We start from the raw sequence: 25,282 nt of genomic DNA, 5'->3' as shown, positions 1-25,282 counted from the left end.
AAATATAACCTGTTGTTGGGTTTAATGAGAGTTTTACCGAACTTAGTCAGCTTGGTTTAACCGGATTAATTCTTTACTGTCATTAAAAGAATAAATCTGGATTATTTAGCGGCCAAAGCTAGTACAGAAAAGTTAAACAACATCAACGTCTAACTTTTCCTTATACTCAATATACCCGAACCAAAGTCATAATCTATACACAATAATACTGATTTATCAATGTCTAAAAATCAATTTAAGTAATTTTAGACATCTGTAATAAATACTGATGTTAATAATTTTAAATAAAACATCTCGTATTTCTACATAATTTTCGTAGAAATACGAGATGTTTTATCCTATATTTAGTTGACATTAATCCACATAAGTGGATGCACTAGTTATCTTTAATAAAAGAAGCGATCGCTTCTTTTATTGGATAGCCAGAATCGTCTCTGCTATAGTAAGTAAGACCTTTATCAATGAATGCAGAGGTAGTATCTATTAACTGCTGAATAATCTCTGGACTAGTGTTATCTATTTCTTCAGTGACTTGTTTGCCTGTAAATCGGTTTTTTCGGTCTTCTGGAGGTAATACAATGCGAGGATCTTTATAAGTCTCTTTTGGCTTAGGCTTAAATTTCTCATTTAAGTCAAATTGAAGACGTAAGTAACGTTTAGACTCATATCCACCCATTATTTGTCGGCAAATCGTACTATCAATTTCAGATGTCGGTTCCATAAAGATATTAGTCAGATTTTGTACCCAGTCTAAGCCTCTCCATTTGCTTATTTGCTTATATTGATATGGTTCACCGGTTTGACCTGTACCAATAGAAAGGATAGAAATATCGTCTAATTGCAGATTATCCAGTTTATATTTTTGTTTAATTTCTGGAGATACTGAAGATTGACTGATTCTCATAACTAAACTCAATGCTGCCAGACAAGGGTTGTTAGCAGAAACTCCTCCATCAATGTGGGGAAATTCCCAATCACCAAATTTATCTTTATCTAGAGGTTCTAATTTATATGGTGGGAAAAAAGTAGGGGCTGAGGCTGAAGCGGTACATATTTCCCATAGATAACAATCATCGTACCATTTGTCTCCTAAATCAGGATGGCAGTTTGTAAAAAAGGTTGTATTCCGATATAGGGTATCGTAAGCAAGAATCAAGATAATAGGTTTTTCAATATCCTTTATTTTTGTGGATTTATACGCATCTTTAAGGACGCTAATAATTCCCTCATGAGAATATTTAGATTCTGAAAATACCTCAATAATTGATTGGATAGTAGATGGGAAGTTTTTATAACGATCTTTTCTATCGGGCGGAAATATGTCTTTACCTCTATTTGTATACAGTTTAATAAGTTCATCACTCTCTTTTCCTACTGCAATCCCTCCTGCTAATATTGAACCAGTAGAAGTGCCAGTAATCAGGTCAAAGTATTCGTGTAAGAAGTTTCCTTTCCCTTGATTTCTAATTTCTTGTTCTACTTGTTGAAGTATTTTTGCTGCAATGACTCCACGAATACCACCACCGTCTAAAGCTAAAATTTTGAAGGACATAGCAATTCTCCTTGATTATTTCTATAGCTATTAGGACTTACGTACTGTACAAAAACATCATGTTGTGAATCAACGTAAATATACCGTTTCAGGCTTTTAAGTAGGTAGGCGTAATTAAATGTAAGATCAAACCTCACCCTCAATCCCTCTCCTTAGTAAGGCTACGGTGTACACACAAGTCTGAAATAGCTGATTAAACAAGGTTTTACCCCACCCTAACCCTCCCCTTATAAAGGGGAGGGAACAAGATTTTCCGGTTTCCCCCCCTTTATAAGGGGGGATTAAGGGGGGTAATTCGATTTGTGTGTACAACCATAGCCTTAGTAAGGAGAGGGAAGCCGGAGGCAGGGTGAAGTTTTATATTTGATTTGACCGACTTACTTATTAATTATTCATTGATGGTAAATAGATCCGCGTCGTAGGGGCAATTCATGAATTGCCCCTACAACGGATCTGGTGGTCTAATCTTGACTCTGGATAGATGAAAATCTTGCCCGTTCAAGTATGGCTTTGATGGATAATTATTTGTCTACTACGTAATATTAAATAAATATTTGCTACAAGAAAGTTAAAGCTTGACCCCGCACGTGCGTGTTTACTTCGCCTTTATCATAAACTATCTCACCACCGACAATGGTGGTTGTAGCCCAGCCGGTAAGGTTCCAGCCTTCAAAGGGACTCCAACGGCATTTGGTTAAAAGTTCTTCTCGCAGTACTGGACGGTATGTGTTTAAATCTACAAGCACTAAATCGGCATCATAACCAGGTGCGATCGCTCCTTTATTGGGAATACCATAAGCTACAGCTACATTTTTAGACATCCAGTTTACAACTTGGGCAAAAGTACACTTTCCTTCCATTGCCGCAGTTAACATCAAAGCTAGGGAAGTTTCCACCCCAGGCATTCCTGAAGGACTATTGGGGTATTCTTGAGATTTTTCTTCTAAGGTGTGGGGTGCATGATCTGTGGCGATGAAATCAATCACACCATCGCGCAAAGCTTGCCAAAGGACTTGGTTATCGTGGGGCGATCGCAAAGGTGGATTCATCTGTGCTAAAGTACCAATCTTTTCATAAGCACTAGTGTTCAATAACAAATGCTGTGGCGTTACCTCTGCTGTCACCCAACTAGGTTTATTCTGACGCAGCAAATCTGCTTCTTCGGCTGTTGACATGTGGAGAATATGCAGACGACGTTGATATTTCTCAGACAGTTTTAATGCCAGTTGGGTTGCCAATAAAGCCGCTTGATTATCTTGAATTTGCGAGTGAACGGCTGGATCGTGGATATTGGCAAATTCTTGGCGGCGTTGGTTAATTCTACTTTGGTCTTCAGCATGAACGGCTATCAAGCGATTACCTTTAGCAAATATAACCTCCAGTGCTGTTTCACCATCAACCAGCAATTGACCATGCATCGACCCCATAAAAATCTTAATTCCCGGTGTTGGGTTGGCCAAAAGCAAGTCTGGGAGATTCTCTGCTGTTGCCCCAATAAAAAAGCCATAATTAACCAAGGACTTTTGTGAGGCGCGTTGTAGTTTGTCGTCTAAAGCTTGCTGTGTCGTTGTTAAGGGGCGCGTATTAGGCATTTCTAAAAATGTTGTAACTCCGCCTTTAGCACAGGCACAACTGGCAGTAAATAAATCTTCCTTGTGTTCTAGTCCAGGTTCGCGGAAATGTACCTGCGGATCGATCACTCCCGGCAACAAAGTTAAGCCTTCTGCGTCAATTTCAGTGGCTAGTGCTGTTTGGGAGATTTCTGGCGCAACTTCGACTATTTGGCGATCGCGCGTCAACACATCCCCAATCATCAGTTCACCATTGGGTAGAATTATGCGAGCGCGGCGAATCAGTAAACTTTTTGAAGATGACATAGGACTAACTTTGTTCATACAGGGAGCTATATATTACAGACAACTATGATTTTAGGTTAAACTTAGTCGCGCTCTCAGTGGTAAATTTTTTTTGCTGCCTGTTACAAAAAAGTTTATTTTTTAATCTATGAAGAACTTCGCCAATCAATTTTGGATCTTAGGTCGCACCTGGAATTTGGGATTGACTTTATCTTAGAAAAGATACAGCTTGGGAATTTTAAATTGGTTTCGCCCATCAGAGGCGAATTATAACCCAAATAAAATACCCTAAATCCAAAATCTAAAATCTACAATCTAAAACTGGTAGCGAAGATGCAAACATAACTAGAAAATAAAAGTTTTCTCGTTAAGATTAACAGATAAAGTCTCACTAGGCAGTTAATTACCTACATCTTTCCTTCAGTTAAGTAATTTCATGCAAAACAAAGTGTCTGATAATAACTCTAGTCAACAACCCGATAATTCTTGGATCGCAGAGCTAGGTAGAACAATTGTATTAAGTATTGTTCTAGCTCTGGGAATTCGTACCTTTGTTGCTGAAGCACGCTGGATTCCTTCTGGATCGATGGAACCAACTCTGCATGGTACGCCAAACCAGTGGGAGGCAGACAAAATTATTGTCGATAAGTTGAAATATAAATTTGCCGATCCGCAACGCGGAGATATCGTAGTATTTTCACCAACGAAAGAGCTACAAAAAGAACAATATCAGGATGCTTTTATTAAACGGATAATTGGCTTACCTGGAGAACAGGTACAACTGAAAGATGGCAAAGTTTATGTTAACAACAAAGCGCTACCAGAATCTAATTATCTGGCTTCTGGTCAAACTACAGTTATTGATGTTTGCCAGTCAGGGCCACAGCCACCTTTTTTGGCAAAACTCCAGACTATACCAAATGATTCATACCTAGTATTAGGTGATAATCGCACTAATAGTTATGATGGCCGCTGCTGGGGTGTTGTCCCCCGCCAGAATATTATTGGACGGGCCGTACTTCGCTTCTGGCCTGTAAATCATATCGGTGGAATAGATAAATCGCCAGTATATCCATAAGTTAACAAAATTAGCAACGTGGATTAAATAAAATGTAAAACTTTATCCTATCTCTAGCTTCCCTCTCCTTTATAAGGAGAGGGATTGAGGGTGAGGTAAGCCAGAGACATAAACTGTATGTTATTTAATTCTTATTCCTTAGTAACAAAATAATTTTAGACTTTACAGGACTTACGCAAACAATGCCCGAAAACAAAGATTCCCATGTAGGGGCAATTCATGAATTGCCCCTACCGTGTATAGTTTTGCGTAAGTCCTATTTAGATTTGGGACTGGTAAATCACCAATCTAAAATCCAAAATCGTTATGATGCCTTACCTAGCCAAGATTTTACTGTATCCAGTTAAATCACTGGATTGTATTGAAGTTGAAAAGGCTGGAGTTCTTGCCAGTGGATCATTACAGCATGACCGCGAGTTTGCTATTTTTGATGAACGGGGTAAATTTGTTAATGGTAAGCGTCATGCTAAAATCCATTTATTAAGGGTGCAATTTGCACTCTTAAATAGAACTATCTCGCTACAAATCCCAGGCGTTGACTCACACCAAACTTTTCATCTGGATGACGAACGGCAAGCCCTAGAAGCAACTTTGAGTAATTATTTTGAGTTTGCTGTCACATTCAGGCAAAACTCTCTGATGGGCTTTCCTGATGATACACACTCACCAGGCCCAACGGTAATTAGTACAGCAACGTTGGCAGAAGTCACTTCTTGGTTTCCTGGTTTAAGTGTAAATGAAATCCGCCGTCGAATGCGTGCCAATATTGAGCTTGATGGTGTACCAGCATTTTGGGAAGATCGGCTATTTAGCGAACAAGGTGATTTAGTCTCTTTTCGAGTCGGAGATGTGGATTTTTTTGGGGTTAATCCATGCCAGCGTTGTATCGTTCCAACACGCGATTCTTACTTAGGCGAAGCTTACCCAAACTTTCAAAAAATCTTTGCAACGCAACGACAAAGAACTCTACCTAATTGGGTTGCGGCATCGCCTTTTAATCATTTTTACAGATTGAGCGTTAATACCCAATTACCCCAATCCTCAGCCGGAAAAATTTTACGAATTGGCGATAAAGTTGACACATTTATACAATAAGATTAACATTTATTTACAATAAACGACACTAAGTAAATTTTCTTGGATTTTTTTTATTTTTACTGTGCATTTGCATGACAATTTTAAAATTGTTGTAGTTAAATATAGGTTTTTGTACAATTCCAAAGGTTTTGAAACAAAAAATCAAGACCTTAGCAATTAGAAATTAAATTTAGGATTGGGTATTAATGGCAACCTGAATTTTTGAATGGCATACTGTACCTAATCGGTTAGATTTTAGTTTATCTGCCGAAATGTACTGATATATTGCCAGATAAAACTAAGCAGATTTAAGCCGCGATACCTACGACAGACTACGCCTACCGCAAAGTTTAAAATTGGGGGTTTGAGAAACTTAACTAGTCAGACAAGTATACGAACAAAATTCTTAATGCTTTTTTTATACTCAATTTTTTCAGGAATTTCACAATACTTCTTGGTTAAAGGGTAAGAGGATGTTTGAAAAGTATTATTGCTTGCTAACACCAAAACCTTTAAAACCTAACCCCCCTAGCCCCCTTCCCTACAAGGGAATGGGGGTTTCAAAGCCTATCGACCTTTCGGGGAGAGGTTTGGAGAGGGGTCTTTAGTATACTTTGCGACTTTTCAAACATCCTCTAAGAGTTTAAATTCATCCTTTACCATTTTCTCTAAAATCAATTTCCAGATTGCACTTTTAAAGAATCGATTCAGTAATCAAATCAAAAAATCTGACTCCCTAGCCCGCTTTCCGAAAAGGTAAGGGGGGTTTTTCCGAAATTATTGAGTTGAGGTTGTATGTAAAGATTACTTATGTAAGAAGTATTGAAAAATGTCAGAGTCAAAGTGATGACACACCGTAAATTTTCTAGTATAAAATGTAGCTGATATAGCAAAAAAGCCCCTAATATATGCTGGGGAAGAATTAAACAACAATGTTATCCAAACTTCAGCCCATCAAATCTCTTAATTGCTTAGTTGGCAAAGTTTACGCCAAGATGCCTCTAAAGTATGTTCTGATTGTCCCCTTTATATTGCAAATTTTTGGGGCGGTGGGACTTGTAGGATATCTTTCGTATCAAAATGGGCAAAAAGCGGTGAGGGAGCTTGCTACTCAATTAGAAAATGAAATCTGCGATCGCATTGAACAGCATCTTAATAACTATTTAACAACTCCGAAGCAAATAAATCAAATCAACTTAGATGCGGTTGAGCTAGGTTTGCTCAACCTTTCTGACTTTAAAACCACCGGGAATTACTTTTGGAAACAAATGCGGGTTTTCGATGTTGGCTACAACAGCTTTGCCAACCCCAAAGGAGAATTTATCGGTATTGAACGTTTAGATAATGGCAAGCTGTTGATTAATGAAGTTAGCCAAAAGCATGGTATCGGGAAACTTTTTATTTATAATTCAGACTTGAAGGGGAATCGTCGTCAGCTTCAGCAAGTTAAAGATTACGATCCTCGTGTAGAAGCGTGGTATGCAGATGCAGTCAAGGCAGGTAAACCCGTTTGGAGTCAAATTTATCAATGGGAAGATAAACCAGAAATTTTATCGATATCTTCCAGCTATCCTGTTTACAATCAAACTCAAAAACTCGTTGGGGTGATTAGTGTTGATTTAATCTTGTCACAAATCAGCACCTTTTTAGCCAACTTAAACACCGAAGAGTCGGGTAAAACTTTTATTTTAGAGCGTTCTGGGTTAATAGTGGCTTCTTCTAGTGAGCCACCATACAACATTATTAATGGCCAAATCAAACGTCAATCGGCATTAGACAGTAAAAATGCTTTAATTCGGCTCACAACCCAGTCTTTAAAAAAACGCTTTGGTAGTCTTGGGTTTGTTGTGGGAAAGCAACAGCTAACTTTTAGCGCCGATAGAATGCATTACTTTGTACAAGTAAAAAATTGGAGGGACGAACTAGGTTTAGATTGGCTAATTGTAGCGGTGATTCCCGAAGGCGAGTTTATGGAGCAAATTAATGCTAATACCCGCATCACCATTTTGCTATGCATAGTTGCTTTTTTAGTGGCTACAATAATTGGGATTTTGACTGCTCGTTGGGTAATTGAGCCGATTTTACAATTAAATACATCAGCCAAAAAAATTGCTCAAGGTGAATGGGAGCAAACACCAGAAATTCAACGCTCCGATGAATTGGGGGAGCTAGCCAACTCATTTAAAACTATGGCAAAGCAACTCCAAACATCCTTCAGTGTTTTGTCAGCAAAGAATGCTCAGATGCAAGTTTTAAATGAGGCGTTATCTGAGAGTCAGAGTCGGCTAACTCAATTTTTAGAAGCTATGCCAGTGGGTGTATTTATTATAGATACTAAAGGTGAACCTTATTATACAAATAATATTGGGCAGCAAATTCTTGGTCAAGGAGCGATGGCAAAAGTTAGTGCCGAACAATTTTCAGAGGTATATCAAGCTTACCTTGCAGGGACAGATCAAGTTTACCCCAGCGATCGCCTACCAATTTTGAGAGCATTGCTTGGGGAAAGCACCAGGATTGATGATATAGAGATTTGCCATGCTGACAAGATTATTCCCATTGAAGTTTTGGGCAAACCTATCTATGATGAATCAGGGAATCTGGCTTTTGCGATGACTACCTTTTTTGATATCAGCGAACGCAAACAAGCAGAAAAATTATTAGCAGAATATAATCGCACCTTAGAAGCTCAAGTCACAAAACGTACTGAAGAGTTCCAGCAAGTGATTGAGCAACTGCAAATCACCCAAGAAGAACTGATTCAATCGCAAAAAATCGCTGCACAGGAACAACAAGCAGCCATTCGGGAAGCCGCAAGAAGCGCCGCCGCCAACCTCGCCAAAAGCGAATTCCTTGCTAACATGAGCCACGAACTACGTACCCCACTTAACGCCATTCTTGGTTTCACCCAAGTCATGAGTCAAGATTATTCTCTATCTAGGGAACATCAAGAAAACTTGGCAATTATTAATCGGGCTGGCGAACATCTACTTAACTTAATTAACGACATTCTTGAAATGTCCAAAATCGAAGCTGGCAGAATCACCTTAAATCTTGGCAGCTTTGACTTAATTCATCTATTGAAGAATTTAGAAGAGATGTTGCACTTGCGGGCTGCATCTAAAAATTTAGAATTAATCTTTGAATATCCACAAAATATTCCTCAGTACATAGAAACAGATGAAAATAAACTGTGTCAAGTTTTACTCAACCTTTTGGGTAATGCCATTAAATTTACTGATATGGGTAGAGTGACGCTACGGGTGAGATGGGGGATGGGGGAGATGAGCGAGCAAAATCCTCCTCATCCCCCTCATCTCTTCTTCGAGGTACAAGACACTGGTTGCGGTATTACCCTACAAGAAATTGACTTGCTGTTTGAAGCTTTTGAGCAAACCGAAATCGGCAGAAAATCGCAGCAAGGGACGGGGCTAGGTTTAGCTATTAGCCGTAAATACGTGCAACTTATGGGGGGAGATATTAGTGTGAACAGTACTTCTGGTACTGGTAGTACATTTACCTTTAATATTCCAGTTGCTTTAGCTTGCCCTAGAGAAATACCGACACACCAAATTAAATTTCAAACTTTAGCTTTAGCAGCTAGTGAAAAAGCATACCGCATCTTAGTAGTTGACGATTCCCAAGAAAGCCGTTTATTGCTGGTTAAAATTCTCACCTCTGTGGGTTTTGAAGTTAGGGAAGCAGCAGATGGGCAAGAAGCAGTTGCCAATTGGGAATCTTGGCAACCACACTTGATTTTTATGGATATGCGAATGCCTGTGATGGATGGTTATGAAGCAACAAGAATGATTAAAGATAAAGAAATAGGACATGGGGGTGCTAATAGGTTGCGGAGGTTCCCAAAATTTAAACAACTCACCTCATCAGTCAGCCAGCACTTTATCGGAAGATTTGAGTCGGATGACTGTGAAGTTTTATGCAAAGCCTCTCCAACATCAGAAGTGAGTGGTGTTATGGAAAATGATACTGCTGATGCATCTACTTTGCGATCGCCAACAGGCTTGGCTCTCCCTGCGGACATCTCTGAGGTATGGCAGAATTGTTACAACAAACACACAATTATTATTGCCCTCACAGCTAGCGCCTTTGAAGAAGAGCGCCAGAAAATTTTGTCCATTGGCTGTGACGATTTTATTCGCAAGCCATTCACACAGGAAGTATTATTGGAAAAACTAAGCCAACATCTGGGTGTAAAGTATACCAACCAAATAGAAAATCTTAACATAGCAGTTACTGAGCAAGGTACACAGATATTTGTCAGTGTTGCTGAACTCCTAAGCCTTTTATCGCAAATGCCATCTGATTGGCTGCAAAAGATCCACTATGCCGCAGCCAGTTGTAGTGATGAACTAATTTTAGAGTTAATCCAGCAAATTCCCTCAGATAATGTTCAGATTGCCCAAGCTCTCAGGGATTTAGCAAATAACTACCAGTTTGAGAAAATTATGGAATTGACTAGAACAAACGTAGAATGAAGTACGAGCATTCAGACCCTAATAAAAAAGATATTTTGATCGTTGACGATATGCCGGATAATCTGCGGGTTTTATCCTCAATATTGACAAGGGAAGGGTATAACGTTCGGAAAGCCTTAAACTGGCAAATGGCACTGACAGCAACTCAAACACTGTTGCCAGACCTGATTTTACTCGATATTATGATGCCAGAAGTAGATGGCTATGAAATTTGTCAGACCTTTAAAGCTTGGGAGCTAACAGCCGATATTCCGGTGATTTTTATTAGTGCTTTAGATGATGTTTTTGACAAAATTAAAGCTTTTAGGGTGGGTGGTGTAGACTACATCACCAAACCTTTTGAGTTTCAAGAAGTTTTAGTGCGGGTGCAAAATCAACTCGCATTGAGATCGGCACGATTAGAAATATTAAAACTAAATATTGAACTGGAATATCGGGTAAAGGAACGAACTGGGGAGCTAGAAAAAGCCCTGCAAAAACTTCAGCAAGAAATTAATTCCCGCCAGAAGTTGCAAAGTCAACTGCTAGATATAGTACTACATGATTCACTGACTGGATTACCAAATCGAGTTTTGTTTATGAGGCAACTAGAGAACACTCTCAACCGGGCAAAGCAAGAATCTAGCTATCAGTTTGCGGTACTTTTTTTAGACTGCGATCGCTTCAAAGTTATTAATGATTCCCTTGGGCATTTGGTGGGAGATGAGTTGCTCATAGCGATCGCTCGTCGCCTGCAAGCATGTCTCATACCTATTGATACTCTAGCACGATTGGGCGGTGACGAATTTGGAATTCTCCTAGAAAATATTACAGATATTAACATCGCAATCCAAGTTGCTGAAAGGATTCTGCAACAGCTATCACTTGCTTTTAGACTGTCAAGATATGAAGTATTTATGAATGCCAGTATTGGCATAACTTGGGGTAACAAAGATTACGAGCGCCCAGAGCATTTACTACGTGATGCTGATACCGCAATGTATCGAGCCAAGGCTCAAGGAAAAGCCAAATATCATGTTTTCAATCCAGCGATGCATCAGGAAGCTATTCAGCTTTTAGAGTTAGAAAATGACCTGCGAAGGGCTGTTCAAAGGCAAGAATTCGTTGTTTACTATCAGCCAATTATTTCTTTAACAACAGGCAGAATTTCTGGATTTGAAGCCTTAGTGCGCTGGCAACATCCGATTCGTGGTTTGGTTGCTCCTACAGAATTTATTCCTGTGGCAGAAGAAACAGGCTTGATTAATGCTATAAATACTTGGGTATTAAAGTCAGCTTGTAATCAATTAAGCATCTGGCAAAATCATCCAGTGACACCAGAACCTCTAACTATGAGTGTCAATTTGAGTGCTAGGTTATTTTTACAACCGAATTTTATAGAACAAATCGATCGCATAATTTATGAAACTAAAATAAATCCTGCATATTTAGAATTAGAAATTACAGAAAGTGTAATAATGGAAAATACTAATGCAATTAAAATAATTTTCAAACAACTAAAATATCGAAAAATAAAGTTGATTATGGATGACTTTGGTACAGGATATTCCTCTTTAAGCTACCTGCACAGCTTTCCTTTAGATGCACTCAAAATTGATAAATCTTTTGTCAAACGGATGCAGGATAATAAAGAGAATATGGGGCTAGTACCAGCAATGATTGGCATTGCCAACTCAATGGGCATGAGTGCGATCGCTGAAGGTGTCGAAACACAAGAACAGTTAGCCCTGTTGAGAAGTTTAAATTGTAATTTTGCTCAAGGATATCTATTTTCTAAACCCATAGAACAACAATTAGCTATTAAGTTACTTGCCGCAGCACCTCAATGGTAGCTATTTGCTGAAAATTTTCTTATTGACGCTCGGCTAGATACAGCAGATTGCAACTTGGTGAGGTACAGATCATCGTAGGGGCACAACATGTTGTGCCCCTACCCGTGTACTTCATTTACCTGCAATACGCTGTAATTTACACATGCTATCTAATATACTGCTATACCCAGCCTATCAAATTCGTAAAGTTCATCTATGTCCAAGAGTTTTCATGGTTGGCAATACTCTCAGCCACGGTGAGAGTTAGACTATAAATATAACTATTTTGGTGAAATTAATCAAGAAATATCAGGATAATTTCAGCATTTACTATCCTCAGTAACTATACGCATAGCTTTTGATAATAATGCATTTTAATCAAACTAACCATCATAAAAGAAATGTTTTGGTAGTCGATGATACCCCAGATAATTTACGGCTTTTATCGGCAATGTTAACTGCACAAGGTTTTGAAGTTCGCAAAGCCTTAAACGGTAAAATGGCGCTAACTGCGTGTCAAATGGTTTTACCAGATGTGATTTTGCTAGATATTAATATGCCAGATATGGATGGCTATCAAGTTTGTCAACAGCTAAAAGCTGACGATAAAACTTCCGAAGTTCCAGTAATTTTTATCAGCGCCCTGGATGATGTTGTCGATAAGGTAAAAGCCTTTGATGTTGGTGGTGTAGATTATATTGCTAAACCTTTTCATGGGGCAGAGGTTATATTAAGAATTGAAAATCAGATTAATTTACGTTTGCTCCAAGTTAAACTACAAGAAAAAAACATTTTATTACAAGAGGCTCTTGACAACTTAAAATCTGCTCAAGTTCAACAAATTCAAAATGAAAAAATGGTAGCACTAGGGCAGTTAGTGGCTGGGCTGGCTCATGAAATTAATAACCCCATTAGTTTTATTTATGGCAACCTCCAATATGCTGGTGAATATGTGCAAGACCTAGTAAATCTGATTGAGGTTTATCAACAAGAATATCCAAAACCTACATTCAAAGTTCAGCAAATAGCTAAAGATATAGACCTGAATTTTGTAATTAACGATTTGCAAAATCTCATAGGTGCAATGTATAGAGGCTCCGATCGCATTCGGGAAATTGTCCTGGCGCTACAACACTTTTCTCGACATGATGAAGCAGAGATGAAGCGGGTAAATATCCATGAAGACATCGAAAACACTTTGGTGATGTTACAACATCGACTTAGGGAAGCAACAGACCGTCCAGCAATTATTGTAGTGAAAGACTATGGTAATTTACCCTTGGTCACTTGTTATACAAGTGAATTAAACCAAGTATTTATGCATTTGTTGAATAATGCTATTGATGCAATAGAAGAGAAATTGGGGAATCAATCTTCTAATCTTTATTCGCTAATGCCACTTGACAACGGTTACACACCAGTTGCTGCACTTGGAGAAACCCAAAAACCGCAGTGGCTGCTTCCTACTCCCCAGATTAGGATTCACACAGAGGTGACAGAGTTGAATACAATCAAAATTGCGATCGCAGATAATGGCCCTGGTATAGATGAGTCGTTGCGATCGCGTTTATTTGACCCATTTTTTACTACAAAAGCTGTGGGTAAAGGTAGTGGGCTAGGATTATCTATTAGCTATCAGATTATCGTCCAAAAACACCGAGGAAATATTACCTGCAATTCTTCTATTGGGCAAGGGGCAGAGTTTGCGATCGAAATTCCCATCGAGCAACCTGAGCGTTAGCCAACAGCAAACTCGGTAAATTGTCGTTTGAAGGGGGAATGAAAAGCCAATACAATATCTTGTTTAGGTACACCTTGATTAGTAAGCTCATTGGCAATACCACCTTCAGTACCATCGTGCTGAATCCAAATTTTTTCGTTTTTAATATCTAAATGTAAAATACAGCCATATATACGGCGTTTGTTTGACCAACCGGCATGAACAAGTTGATAGCGATCGCGCTCACGATCAAAAATTACTTCGGCTTCGACTTCTTCATTACTAGACTTAATCTGACTGTAAGCCTGCAACAATTCTTGAATTATTTGACGGTATTCTTCTACTTTTGCCATTTGACAATTATCTCCTCTTCTGGGTCGAAAATAATCAGTCGAACTTGGTAACGTTGAATTAACAAACGCGGTAGTTCTAAACTGAAAAAGGAACGATATGTATCAAAAGGAACTGCTAAATATAAAAGTCTCTGCGGTTGCTCTTCTTCAAGTGCCAGTTGATATTTGAGAAACTGTCCTAAAGCAGTACTAAATTCTGTTGTAGCAGATGGACTCACAAAACTTTTGACTTCAACAGCAATTTTTTCTTTGTCTCGTTCGGCTGCTAGAATTTTCTCAGCACCAAGGTCTATGTACATATCCAATCCCCCAAAACGTAAGAAGATGGGGTCATTGGTGATTAGCCAACCATCTTTTTCTAAAGCGTGTTTTACTGCATCATGAAAAATATCCTTTGCTGGCATAAATAACTGTTGAGTCTTTGAATTTTATTATGCCTTGATTTTAACCGTTGACTAATCCGTGTGTCATAGGCTTAACGGCAGTAGAACTGTGAACGTTGTCCAGCCGTGAAAACTGGTAACTTCAATTTTGCCTTGGAGATATTCTACTAACTTCTTTACTAATGCTAAACCTAACCCAGTGCCGCTATGTTGCCAGCGATCGCTCTGAAGAATTCGGTAAAACGGCTCAAAGATTCGAGATTGTTCTTTTTTGGAGATTATCACCCCAGAATTACTAATTGTAATTTGAAAGTAGGGAACTTGAAAATTACCTAATACACCAGATTCAGCATCCTTATTGATTAGACTTTTTGGGGTGTAAATTACCTGAACATTTACCATAATCTGCTCATAAGGCGGAGTATATTTACAAGCATTGTTGAGTAACTCTGAGACAATTTCAGTCAGGCTAGCTAAGTCTGAAACTAAAGGTGGTAAATTTGGCCCAATATTAACTTGCAAAGTCTGTTGCCTAGCTCTAGCCCTTTCCTCAAAACACTCGGTAACGTGAGGTAGCCAGTATTGGAGTTGAATTGAAGTTAATTCTAATGGATAGACATCTGCATCAATCATGCGGATATGTAGTAAATTGTCTACTAGCTCCAGTTCTTGTTCGCATTGATCGCGTAGGATAGTTATATAGCGGGCTACAGATTCAAACGCTAAGATACCTTGCCGATCAAGAATATTTTCTAGGGCGGAGATTGCCATTTTGATGTTTGACAAGGGCGTTCGCATTTCATGAGAAGTGGTTGCAAGAAAATCCTCTTTCAACTTATTCAGCCGTTGAAGTTCTACTACTTGAATTTCTAGTTGTTGGGCACGTTTATTTTCGAGATTGCGTTCTTCAGTTAGCCGTCGTTGTGTGTCATCCCGAAAAACTAGTACGGCTCCTGTAATGATGCCACTGTTGTCTTTCAAGGGAGTAGCACTATCAGCTACTGGTATAGTCTTCCCATCTCTAGTAATTAGTATAATCCGACTGTCTAGATAGATAGTAGTTTCTTGTTGGAGAGCTTTGATAATTGGATTTTGGACAGGGAGTTGAGTTTGTTCGTCAATGAGTTTTAATACCTCGGTTAACATCCGGCCCTTGGCTTCATTCCATCGCCACCCTGTTAATGCCTCACCTACCTGATTTAGGTACTTGACGCGCAACTCAAGATCGACCACAACTACCCCATCACCCATTCCCCGTAGCACAGAACTCAAAAATTGTTCGCGATCGCACCGATTAAGTGCTGTTTGAATGGCAACATAAAGTTCTTGCTCCTTGACAGGTTTGAGAATATATCCAAAGGGGGATGTCAGCGTTGCCCGCTCTACAGTACTTTTGTCAGAGTGACCTGTAAGATAAATAACAGGAATTTGCAAATTATGCCAAATTTGCTCAGATGCTTGGATACCGTCCATTTCACCGCGTAACCTGATATCCATTAAAATCAAGCTTGGGTGTGACTCAGTTGCTTTTTTAATTGCCTCTTCTGCGGAATCGATAATACCTAAAACAGTGTATCCTAGAGATTCTAAACTTTCTTGTAAGTTGATGGCAAGAATATATTCATCTTCAACAACAAGGATTCTAACTGTCTCCTTTTTGGTGTTCGACTGGATGCCAACCATTTTTATATCCGACTGTTTGTAAAAGTAATTTTAAACTGTGTTCCCTGGTGAGATGCAATTTCGAGTTTTCCTCTTAGCTGTTTGACTAAACCTTGAACAAGCGTTATACCGAGTGTTTTAGCTTTTTTACTATCAAAATTTGCAGGTAAACCAATACCATTATCTCGAATAATGAGTGTCAAAGTGGACTCCAATTCTTGATAAAACTTAACCTCAATTTCTCCTTTAATATTACCAACAAAAGCGTATTTTAAAGCATTGGAAACCAATTCGTTGATAATCAAGCCACAAGGAATGGCGGTTTTGATATCGAGGCTAGCATCATCAACTTGAATCTTCAGTTGAATTTGGCTGGAACTGACGTTATAGGAATCGAATAAATGAGTTATTAAATCTGGGATGTATTGAGCAAAATCAATATCAGAGAGGTCTTCAGAGCGGTAAAGTTTTTCATGAACTAGGGCAATGGAGGCAATGCGATTTTGGCTATCGCGCAAAATAGCTGTCACCAGAGGATCTTGTGTCCGTCGGCACTGCATTTGCAGCAAACTACTGACAATTCCTAAATTGTTCTTCACCCGATGGTGAATTTCCTGAAGTAATACTTCTTTTTCTTTGAGAGAAGCTTTGATTTTTTCCTCTGCTTGCTTATGCTCGGTGATATCTTGTTGGACAGCTACAAGGACGCTTCCATACTCAGGATGCTCAAAGATGGAAGTAGTGGCCCGACACCAAAGTGGAGTACCATCTTTCTTAACATTTTCAACTTCATAGTTTGCTTCACCATGTTGAATAACAGTAGCGCAAATTGCCTGATTAACAGCTTCATGTGTAGTATGTTCGTCTTCGGAGTTGACAACGGACACATGCCGACCGATTAATTCACCAGGTTCATAGCCAAACATCTGCTCAAATTTAGGATTGGCATAGACAAACACGCCATCTGTGGTACGAACTAGGCAAATTCCTTCTGCCATGTTACGGGTAATTACGGCTTGCAACTCTAACATTTGTTCAGCGCGTTTGCGATCGCTGATTTCAACTACAACAATGCCCATGCTAATAGGTTCATCTGGTTCAGACTGAATTGGAAAGTAGGAAGCTAGCCAAGTTCTGGTTACACCAGGCAGTTTTGGAGTTTCTCCACTGATTTCCCAATCCAGAATTGGTTCACCCGTTGTCAAGAGATGACGAAAGACTTGCTCCTGCTTTGGTGCTAAATCAGGGACAATATCCCACGGTGTTTTGCCAATATGGGCGGCTGCGGGAATGCCATTAATTTCTGCTAATGCTTCATTAATGAATAAGAAACGCAGATCCCGATCCATGATGGTTATCCCAACAGGTGCGATTTTTATAAAGGTATCCAATAACTTTTGCTTGTGAGCTAGTTCTCGCTCCAAAGTTTTGCGATCGCTAATATCAATGATAATACCTAGCATCCGTACAGCTTTGCCTGCTTCGTTGTAAACGCCGCGCCCTTTCCCAGTGAGCCAGTGAACAGTACCATCAGGGTAAATTACTCGATATTCAGCTTCAAAATTAGTATGTTCTGCCAACGCATTGAATACAGCCTGTTCAATTCGATCGATATCTTCTAGATGAACACAATTGCGCCATAGCTGATAGTTTGTTGATGTTTCTGGTTTTAAACCTAATAAACGAAAATGGTTGTCGTTCCAGATAACTTCGCCTGTTTGAATATTCCAATCCCAAAGGCCGATGTGGTTAAATTCCAAGGTTAGCCTTAGTTGTTCTTCACTTTTAGCTAAGGCTGCTTCGGTTTGTTTGCGTAAGCGAAGCTCATCGTAGAGATGGCTAACATCCCGATGAGTACCAGTCATCCACAAAGGATTACCCTCTTCATCTCGGATGACAACCTTACCGTAATCAGCAATCCATTTCCATTTGCCAGACTTAGTTTGGAGTCGATAGTCAAATTTGTAGCGGACTGAACTATCCTTTAAGTGAGTTCCTAAGATTTGCTCAACCCAAGGTAGATCGTCTGGATGAACTAATCGCTTCCAAGTACTGAAATCCTGCGGAAGTTCATCAAAGCCGTATCCGAGCATTTCTAAAAAGCGGGGGCTGTAATATACCTCTCCAGTGAGAATATTCCAGTCCCACAAACCATCCCCAGAAGCTTCAAGTGCTAATTGTAGTCGTTCTTCACTTTGGCGCAGAGTTTCTTCTGCTTTTTGGCGATCGCTTTCTTGCAATTTAGCAGTGCATTCTTGTACCTTGGCTTCTAACTCGGTGTTAAGGATTTGGAGGTTGTGGTAAAGTTGGGCTTGTTGAATGGCCTGTTCCTGCTGCTGTTCTAGCTGCTGCATTAGCTGCTTATGCTTAATCGCTCCATGAATCGTTCGGCAAAAATTTTCCTGGGTTAGTTTTCCCTTAACTAGATAATCATCTGCCCCACTCTTAATAGCTTGGACTGCGATCGTTTCGTCTCCCTGTCCAGTCAGCATAATTACTGATATCTGGCTGCTGGAAGTTCGCGTTTGTAGCTTAGAAATAAATTCCAGCCCATCTAAATCTGGTAATCTGTAGTCCAACAAAATTACATCCGGTATTTTCCCAAGGCATTCTTGTAGCGCCTTATTTCCCGATTCAAACTCATAAATATCATAAGTGTAGCGATCGTCCCGCTCTAAGAACCGTCGATACAAAGCTCTGTCTTCAGCAGAGTCTTCTACAAAAAATACAGTTATTGCATTGACTGCCATGTATTTCAGCCTCCTAATAAAGCTGCGAGAGTGGGAGAGAAGAATTAATACCCAATACCCAATACCCAATGCCCAATGCCCAATACCCAATATCTAATTCAGGAAATCAGGACTTTTTCTTGATTACAAACTACTATTTTTAGTCGCATAAACGCATAATAGAATAGTGACTGATCTCTTCGTTCCTTTACAATCTCTCAAACAAGGTAACTGGTTCAAGCTCATCTGCGGAGCCAGCTTCCAGCATTTGCCGGCAGTCAGAAATTTAACCTTAGCCTATACCTTGGCGGGCGCTGACTGCATAGATGTTGCAGCTGATCCAGCAGTGATTGCAGCAGCGCAAGCAGGGCTACAAGCAGCTAAAACTTTAGCTAAAGATGCCCAAAAGCGAGGCTTTGACTACAAAGGCAACTTACCTTTTTTAATGGTCAGCCTAAACGATGGAGAAGACCCCCATTTTCGCAAAGCAGAATTTAACGCTACTGAATGTCCTAAAGATTGCCCTAGACCCTGTGAACGGATTTGTCCAGCACAAGCGATCGTTTTTGACAGTATCAAAGAAGACTTTTCGGGAGTAGTTTCTGAAAAGTGTTATGGCTGCGGTCGTTGCATCCCAATTTGTCCATACAGTATGATTTATACAGCTTCGTATGTGACAACGCCAGGAGCGATCGCGCCATTAGTAATGTCAACAGGAGTAGATGCCGTAGAAATCCATACACAAGTAGGGCGGTTGGCAGAATTTCAGCGATTGTGGCAGGCAATTTCACCGTGGGCCGATCAATTAAAAGTTCTAGCTATCAGCTGTCCCGATGGCGAGGGGATGACTGACTACCTAAGAACAGTGTATGACCTGATTGCCCCACTCAAAAGTGCTTTAATCTGGCAAACCGACGGTCGTGCCATGAGCGGTGATATTGGCGATGGCACTACAATAGCCGCAGTGAAATTAGGGCAAAAAGTTTTGGCAGCAAAATTACCGGGATATGTGCAGTTAGCAGGCGGCACAAATAGCTATACCGTTGCTAAGTTAAAGGCAATGGGACTACTCAGCGATTTTAGATTGCCGATTTTAGATTTTGGATTAGAAGACACCAATTCACAATCTAAAATCCAAAATCCAAAATCCAAAATTTCTGGGGTCGCCTACGGTAGCTACGCCCGTGTACTGCTGTCACCAATTCTCGAAAAGTTAGAGAATAAGGAGGTAAGTAACACCAATGTGAAAGCAACTATTCGCCTAGAAGAAGATGAAGTATTACTTTGGCAAGCTGTAGAACTTGCCCATTCTCTCGTTTCCCAAATTAAGTCACAGCAGAGAAGGGAGAGTGAGCATTAATTAAGCATAATTACTTAGTCATAAAAAGTTCTGTAATTCATGTTTAATTTATGTTTGTATAGTCAAGGTAGGAGGTTTGAGCATTGAATGAGCGCTTGAGAACAGTTAGAAGCTGAAAGTATCGATTTACTGTTGTTTCCGTCACCATAGAAAGCATGACGATTACAGACGATCTCCAAAAGTTATTAGATATTTTGCCCCAAGACCTGCAACAAGTACTAGAGAGTCATCCCAAACGAGATAGCTTAGTAGAAGTTGTCTTGGATTTGGGTCGTCGCCCAGAAGCTCGCTTTCCTAATCAAGCTGAGTATCTGAGCGAAATACCTGTTACTCAAGAACAGATAGATGATTGCATTGAACGAGTCGGAATTTTTGGCGGAGATAATCGGGCAGGAATTGAGCAAACTTTGCATCGGATCAGTGCTATCCGCAACCGTACTGGTAAGATTATTGGCTTGACCTGTCGCGTTGGTCGAGCGGTATTCGGAACCATTGGCATGATCCGCGATTTGGTAGAAACGGGTAAATCGATTCTCATGCTGGGTCGTCCAGGCGTGGGCAAAACTACCGCCTTACGGGAAATAGCCCGGGTTTTGGCGGATGATCTGCATAAGCGAGTGGTGATTATTGACACTTCCAATGAAATTGCCGGGGATGGTGATATCGCCCACCCCGCCATTGGTCGCGCAAGACGGATGCAAGTGGCTCATCCAGAACAACAGCATCAGGTGATGATTGAGGCAGTGGAAAACCACATGCCAGAAGTCATTGTTATTGATGAAATTGGCACAGAACTGGAAGCTTTAGCGGCTCGTACCATTGCTGAACGGGGCGTACAGTTGATAGGTACTGCCCACGGGAATCAGATCGAAAATCTGATTAAAAACCCTACCCTGGCTGATTTAGTTGGGGGTATCCAAGCTGTGACGCTGGGAGACGACGAAGCCAGACGGCGAGGCTCTCAAAAGACTGTTTTAGAGCGGAAAGCCCCTCCTACCTTTGAAATTGCTGTGGAAATGTTGGAACGCCAACGTTGGACAGTACACGAAAGTGTTGCTGACACAGTAGATACTCTGCTGCGGGGTCGTCAGGCTACCCCACAAACGAGAACCGTTGACGATCAGGGCAAAATTGGGGTTACAAGGCAGTTAGCTGTTGTCAACGGTCGCGGTGGACAGCTAGCCACAGTGGAAGATTCTTTCGCCCCGGCGCGACCATCTAATGGCTGGCGTTCTTCTGGACAAATGGTTGCACTACCGCAATTGCCTGTAGAACGGGTAACAGGACGCAGTGAGTTCGATCGATTGCTGGATGAATCCTTCAATTATTCTGAGAGCATTGATTTAGATGCTGCGACAAGAGTGCCAGGGCCTAATGGTGAAGATTTGCCACTGCACGTTTACCCTTATGGCGTTAGTCGCCACCAACTAGAACAGGTAATTAGCGTGCTAACTTTACCCGTGGCATTGACAAAAGACATAGATAGTGCTGATGCTATTTTAGCACTGCGATCGCACGTCAAAAACCACGCCAAATTACGCCAAATGGCCAAAGCTCGTCATGTACCCATTCACATGATTAAGTCCAGCACAATTCCGCAAATTACCCGTGGCTTGCGGCGGTTGCTGAACATGGACGATCCAGAAATGGCCGATGACCTCGAATTGCAACTATTTTTGCACAATGGTAGCGATGATGAGATGGATGCCTTGGAAGAAGCTAGACTTGCTGTTGAGCAAATTGTCATTCCTAAAGGACAGCCAGTTGAGTTATTACCGCGTTCTCCCCAAGTCCGCAAAATGCAACATGAGTTGGTAGAACACTATCGCCTCAAGTCGCATAGTTTTGGTGAAGAACCAAATAGAAGATTGCGGATTTATCCGGCGTAACCTCACACCCAACCCCTCTCCGAATTGGCTACTCTGGTGTATACACAAGTCGAATTACCCCCCTTAATCCCCCCTTGTAAAGGGGGGAAATAAGAAATCTTGTTCCCTCCCCTTTATAAGGGGAGGGCTAGGGTGGGGTAAAACCAATATTTATCAACGACTTCAGACTTATGTATACACGCTAGCTCCGAATTGGAGAGGGGATTTAATGGAGAGATTTAATGTCTTATAGAGATTTTTCTTTAAGAAAAGTAAAACAAGATTTTAATCTCACCTTAGTAGAAGGTGGGCGATTTTTACCTCCTATAGAACCAATCTTACCTAGCCCTCTGCTGGCTGAATTTTTAGCAGAAAGTATTCAGCTAGCAATTGCAATGGGCTCTGAGAAAGCTAGATCAGAATTGATTATCAGCCCAATCTTGTTTGAAATCCGAAAAATTCTGAATAGACAAATCAGTTTCTTTTCTGGAGAAGAATTTAATGTTGAGCCAGAAGTGGGACTGGCGGGATGTTGCGACTTTTTGATTAGTCTTTCGCTAGAACAGTTATTTGTTGAAGCCCCAGCAGTGGTAATAGTGGAAGCCAAGAAGGAAAATCTCAAAGGTGGTTTGGGGCAATGTATTGCAGAAATGATTGCCGCCCAAAGGTTTAATGCTAAATACGAAAAACCTATTGCTACTATCTACGGTAGTGTTAGTAGTGGCAATCTATGGACGTTTATGAAGTTAGAGGAAAGCACTGTAACTATTGATTTAACTGAATACTTAATCCCTCCTGTAGAGCAAATCTTAGGTATTTTGGTATGGATGATTCGGTCACAATCAACTTTTAAAGTTTAGTTTCGCTTCTGATTATTATGAATTTATCCATGTCAGCGTCTACCAGATGCCAAAAAACCCAGTCATGAAGACCAGCTTTTTGCGGGGACATATTCCCCCAAGGCTAGTTATAGAAGTTATTTATAATTTAGTGTTCTGCTAATTACTACCAAACTTAGATTATCAATTTCGGAAAATTATCGCTCAATTATCAAAATATTCTCTCACTCACTTGTGCGATACGGTGGGCTAGGCATACGCTCATGTCTGCTATTAGAGACACGATGAATCGCCGCCTCTACAATAATAATCAGTCTTTCGTAGAGACGACGATTTATCCCGTCTTTGTGATGATTTATCGCTGCCTACTCATTGAAATTGAGATCACAACTTCGCTCTGAGAATTTTGCTATTATTTGCTACTTTAAAATACATGCAAATAATTGAAATTTCTCCATTACAAGCATTTCGCCGGAGTGTGACGACGGTGATGCAGGTAGTTCCCAAGGAGCTACGCTATGTGGCAATATTGACATTACTGGGTGGTGCAGGGCCAGCGATCGCCATTTGGCTCAACAAGGTGATAATTGATGAAATTACCCGCTTATTGAGTACGGGAACAACGCAGAATGCGATCGCCCTGATACTTTCTCAACCTGTGCTACTCTCTAGTATTGCAGGTTCACTGGTGGTAAATTTGGTGAGTGATGCGATCGCTAATATCAATAGTTTTGTATATACTTCCCTGCGCGATCGGATTACAGGCTTTATCCAAGGACAAGTAATTGAGAAGGTTGCCACTTTTGAAGATATTGCCCTGTTTGAAACACCTGATTTGCTCAATTTATTACAGTTGACCGAAAAGGGAGTGCAACGACTTCCAGAGCTTTGTGTCAGGCTGGTAATGATGTTAGAGGGAATTTTTATCTTCATTCCAGCCATACTGCTTTCAGTGTCCCTTGCTTGGTGGATACCACTAATTTTGTTTAGCTGCGCTTCCCCTGCCATGTATGTAGAAAGGAAATACCGTAAGCAAGTTTGGAGTGTAGAAAAAACCCAAGCGAGTATTCTTCGGGAAATGAACTTATATAAAACGGTTTTAACTGGGGAAATATACGCCAAAGAAATACGCTTGTTTAGCTTGCAGCCCTTATTGCTAGAACGTTGGCACGGACTTTACCGGACAATTTTTAGAGCTATGGAACAGATTCGCCGTCAGGGGACAACGGCGGTTATTAGTTGGTCTTTACTCAGTGGCTTAGGCTTTGCGTTGCCATATTTATACGTAGTCCAGGGAGTGCTAGGTGGAACCCATACTTTAGGAGATTTGGCGCTTTACACTGGGGTAATTTTAGAAGTGCGGCGAAGTTTGGAGAATTTGATGTCTGGTGGGTCAGAGTTATATGATATTGCACTGGCAACAACGCCCATTTTCCAACTTTTGGAATTAGAGCCGCAATTATCCAGTTCTCATTCAGAGTCATGGGGAAAAGTTAGGGAATCGGCTGTTAAGAATCAGAAATTTCAAAGAAATGGGAATCGGCAAGATTTATCAGGTGAAGAATTGCAGACAGGTATTGACATCAAAAATCTATCCTTTTCCTATCCCAATAGCGATCGCCCCATCCTGAAAAATATCAACCTGAGAATTCACCCCAACGAGATGATTGTATTGGTGGGTGAAAATGGTGCTGGCAAGACGACTTTAACAAAGCTATTGTGTCGCCTCTATGACCCTAGTCAGGGTGCGATTATTTGGAATGGGCAAGATTTGCGTAGGCGTAGCCCGCCGTAGGCATCGCTACCCTTAGAAGAATTGCGATCGCGGATTGATGTAGTTATGCAAGATTACGCTCGTTTTCCGACTACCGTGCGCGAAAATGTTGCCTTTGGGAATTTACCGAAAATGCAGGACGACGAAGCGATTACGGAAGCGATCGCCGAGGCTGGTTTAGCGAGAGTAATTGAAAAGCTAGATGGTGGTTTGGAAACCCTCTTAGGCAAACAGCTAGAGGGTGGTATCGATCTATCAGGGGGACAATGGCAGAGATTAGCGATCGCTCGTGCATTGCTGCGACTGTCTCCAGCCGAACTACTCATACTTGATGAGCCAACAGCAAATCTTGATCCCAAAACAGAACACGAGATTTACAACATTTTGCGTACTCTAGCGAGGGGGAGAATAGCCGTTGTAGTCAGCCATCGTCTCGCCTTAGCAAAACTAGCAGACCGAGTAGTAGTCTTAGAACACGGTCAAATAATCGAAGTCGGCACTCATGACGAACTAATCGCACTCGGCGGACAGTATCACCTAATGTTTACTCGCCAAGCTAGTAGTTATAACTAGAGTAGGGGCATGGGGAGTAGGGAGCAGGGGGAGAAGAATTAATAACCAAACGCCCAATTCCCAATTCCCAATTCCCAATTCCCAATTCCCAATTCCCAATTCCCAATTCCCAATTCCCAATTCCCAATTCCCAATTCCCAATTCCCAATTT

General features: G+C 40.6%; 17 protein-coding genes and 1 pseudogene. 11 read left to right on the top strand and 7 right to left on the bottom strand.

The features are described 5' to 3' along the window. Nucleotides 1–376 precede the first annotated feature (376 nt). The gene (locus V7K98_RS12745) at nucleotides 377–1,552 is read right to left on the bottom strand and encodes a patatin-like phospholipase family protein (protein ID WP_335022227.1); all 1,176 of its coding nucleotides are present in this window, start codon (nucleotides 1,550–1,552) and stop codon (nucleotides 377–379) included. A 557-nt stretch (nucleotides 1,553–2,109) separates the two neighbouring features. After that, nucleotides 2,110–3,429 (bottom strand): dihydroorotase, encoded by a 1,320-nt coding sequence (locus V7K98_RS12740; RefSeq protein WP_335022225.1) that lies wholly within the window; start codon nucleotides 3,427–3,429, stop codon nucleotides 2,110–2,112. A 415-nt stretch (nucleotides 3,430–3,844) separates the two neighbouring features. Between V7K98_RS12740 and lepB the strand changes: the two genes are divergently transcribed. From lepB to V7K98_RS12710, 6 genes are all read left to right on the top strand, one after another. Then, the gene (gene lepB / locus V7K98_RS12735) at nucleotides 3,845–4,486 is read left to right on the top strand and encodes a signal peptidase I (RefSeq protein ID WP_335022223.1); all 642 of its coding nucleotides are present in this window, start codon (nucleotides 3,845–3,847) and stop codon (nucleotides 4,484–4,486) included. A 182-nt stretch (nucleotides 4,487–4,668) separates the two neighbouring features. Next, nucleotides 4,669–4,833: a hypothetical protein gene (locus V7K98_RS12730; RefSeq protein ID WP_335022221.1), complete on the top strand. Its 165-nt coding sequence runs from the start codon at nucleotides 4,669–4,671 to the stop codon at nucleotides 4,831–4,833. Continuing rightward, entirely contained in the window at nucleotides 4,796–5,581 is a 786-nt protein-coding gene (locus V7K98_RS12725) for an MOSC domain-containing protein (protein ID WP_335022329.1), read from the top strand. The genes V7K98_RS12730 and V7K98_RS12725 overlap by 38 nt, the downstream gene beginning before the upstream one ends. A gap of 914 nt (nucleotides 5,582–6,495) precedes the next feature. After that, entirely contained in the window at nucleotides 6,496–10,059 is a 3,564-nt protein-coding gene (locus V7K98_RS12720; RefSeq protein ID WP_335022219.1) for an ATP-binding protein, read from the top strand. Beyond that, nucleotides 10,056–11,891 carry a GGDEF/EAL domain-containing response regulator gene (locus V7K98_RS12715; RefSeq protein ID WP_335022217.1) on the top strand — a complete coding sequence of 612 codons (1,836 nt, stop codon included), beginning with the start codon at nucleotides 10,056–10,058 and terminating at the stop codon, nucleotides 11,889–11,891. Before V7K98_RS12720 ends, V7K98_RS12715 begins: the two co-directional genes overlap by 4 nt. A gap of 346 nt (nucleotides 11,892–12,237) precedes the next feature. After that, nucleotides 12,238–13,611, top strand: coding sequence for a hybrid sensor histidine kinase/response regulator (locus tag V7K98_RS12710; protein WP_335022215.1), 1,374 nt, complete (start codon nucleotides 12,238–12,240; stop codon nucleotides 13,609–13,611). Here the strand turns inward: V7K98_RS12710 and V7K98_RS12705 are convergent. The 4 genes from V7K98_RS12705 to V7K98_RS12690 all read right to left on the bottom strand — a co-directional run bounded on the left by V7K98_RS12705 (nucleotide 13,608) and on the right by V7K98_RS12690 (nucleotide 18,738). Beyond that, nucleotides 13,608–13,943 (bottom strand): XisI protein, encoded by a 336-nt coding sequence (locus V7K98_RS12705; RefSeq protein WP_335022214.1) that lies wholly within the window; start codon nucleotides 13,941–13,943, stop codon nucleotides 13,608–13,610. The two genes, V7K98_RS12710 and V7K98_RS12705, sit on opposite strands and share 4 nt — an antisense overlap. Continuing rightward, complete coding sequence (locus tag V7K98_RS12700) at nucleotides 13,931–14,347, bottom strand: XisH family protein (protein ID WP_335022212.1); 417 nt, start codon at nucleotides 14,345–14,347, stop codon at nucleotides 13,931–13,933. Before V7K98_RS12700 ends, V7K98_RS12705 begins: the two co-directional genes overlap by 13 nt. A 63-nt stretch (nucleotides 14,348–14,410) precedes the next feature. Then, nucleotides 14,411–16,009 carry a hybrid sensor histidine kinase/response regulator gene (locus V7K98_RS12695; RefSeq protein ID WP_335022210.1) on the bottom strand — a complete coding sequence of 533 codons (1,599 nt, stop codon included), beginning with the start codon at nucleotides 16,007–16,009 and terminating at the stop codon, nucleotides 14,411–14,413. A 2-nt stretch (nucleotides 16,010–16,011) separates the two neighbouring features. Further along, entirely contained in the window at nucleotides 16,012–18,738 is a 2,727-nt protein-coding gene (locus V7K98_RS12690) for a PAS domain-containing protein (RefSeq protein ID WP_335022208.1), read from the bottom strand. Nucleotides 18,739–18,904: 166 nt separating this feature from the next. On the opposite strand from V7K98_RS12690, the gene ldpA reads away from it, so the two are divergent. The 5 genes and pseudogenes from ldpA (at nucleotide 18,905) to V7K98_RS12665 (ending at nucleotide 25,131) form a co-directional block, all read left to right on the top strand. Next, nucleotides 18,905–20,077, top strand: coding sequence for a circadian clock protein LdpA (ldpA, locus tag V7K98_RS12685; protein ID WP_335022206.1), 1,173 nt, complete (start codon nucleotides 18,905–18,907; stop codon nucleotides 20,075–20,077). Between the two features lie 155 nt (nucleotides 20,078–20,232). After that, complete coding sequence (locus tag V7K98_RS12680; protein ID WP_335022204.1) at nucleotides 20,233–21,966, top strand: R3H domain-containing nucleic acid-binding protein; 1,734 nt, start codon at nucleotides 20,233–20,235, stop codon at nucleotides 21,964–21,966. Between the two features lie 221 nt (nucleotides 21,967–22,187). Further along, a complete protein-coding gene (locus V7K98_RS12675; protein WP_335022202.1) occupies nucleotides 22,188–22,805 on the top strand; it encodes a hypothetical protein in 618 nt (205 codons plus the stop codon). A 242-nt stretch (nucleotides 22,806–23,047) separates the two neighbouring features. Continuing rightward, nucleotides 23,048–23,185, top strand: a complete 138-nt coding sequence (locus V7K98_RS12670) for a hypothetical protein (RefSeq protein WP_335022200.1) — start codon at nucleotides 23,048–23,050, stop codon at nucleotides 23,183–23,185. 32 nt (nucleotides 23,186–23,217) lie between these two features. Beyond that, nucleotides 23,218–25,131, top strand: a pseudogene (locus V7K98_RS12665) (ABC transporter ATP-binding protein). On the opposite strand, the gene V7K98_RS12660 reads toward V7K98_RS12665, so the two are convergent. Further along, complete coding sequence (locus V7K98_RS12660) at nucleotides 25,115–25,279, bottom strand: hypothetical protein (RefSeq protein WP_335022198.1); 165 nt, start codon at nucleotides 25,277–25,279, stop codon at nucleotides 25,115–25,117. The pseudogene V7K98_RS12665 and the gene V7K98_RS12660 overlap by 17 nt on opposite strands. Nucleotides 25,280–25,282: the final 3 nt, after the last annotated feature.

Origin of the sequence: Nostoc sp. (assembly GCF_036917435.1) — a bacterium.
Lineage (GTDB): Bacteria > Cyanobacteriota > Cyanobacteriia > Cyanobacteriales > Nostocaceae > Nostoc.
Note: the sequence above shows the minus strand (reverse complement) of the source record. Positions and strands in the feature narration are given on the sequence as shown.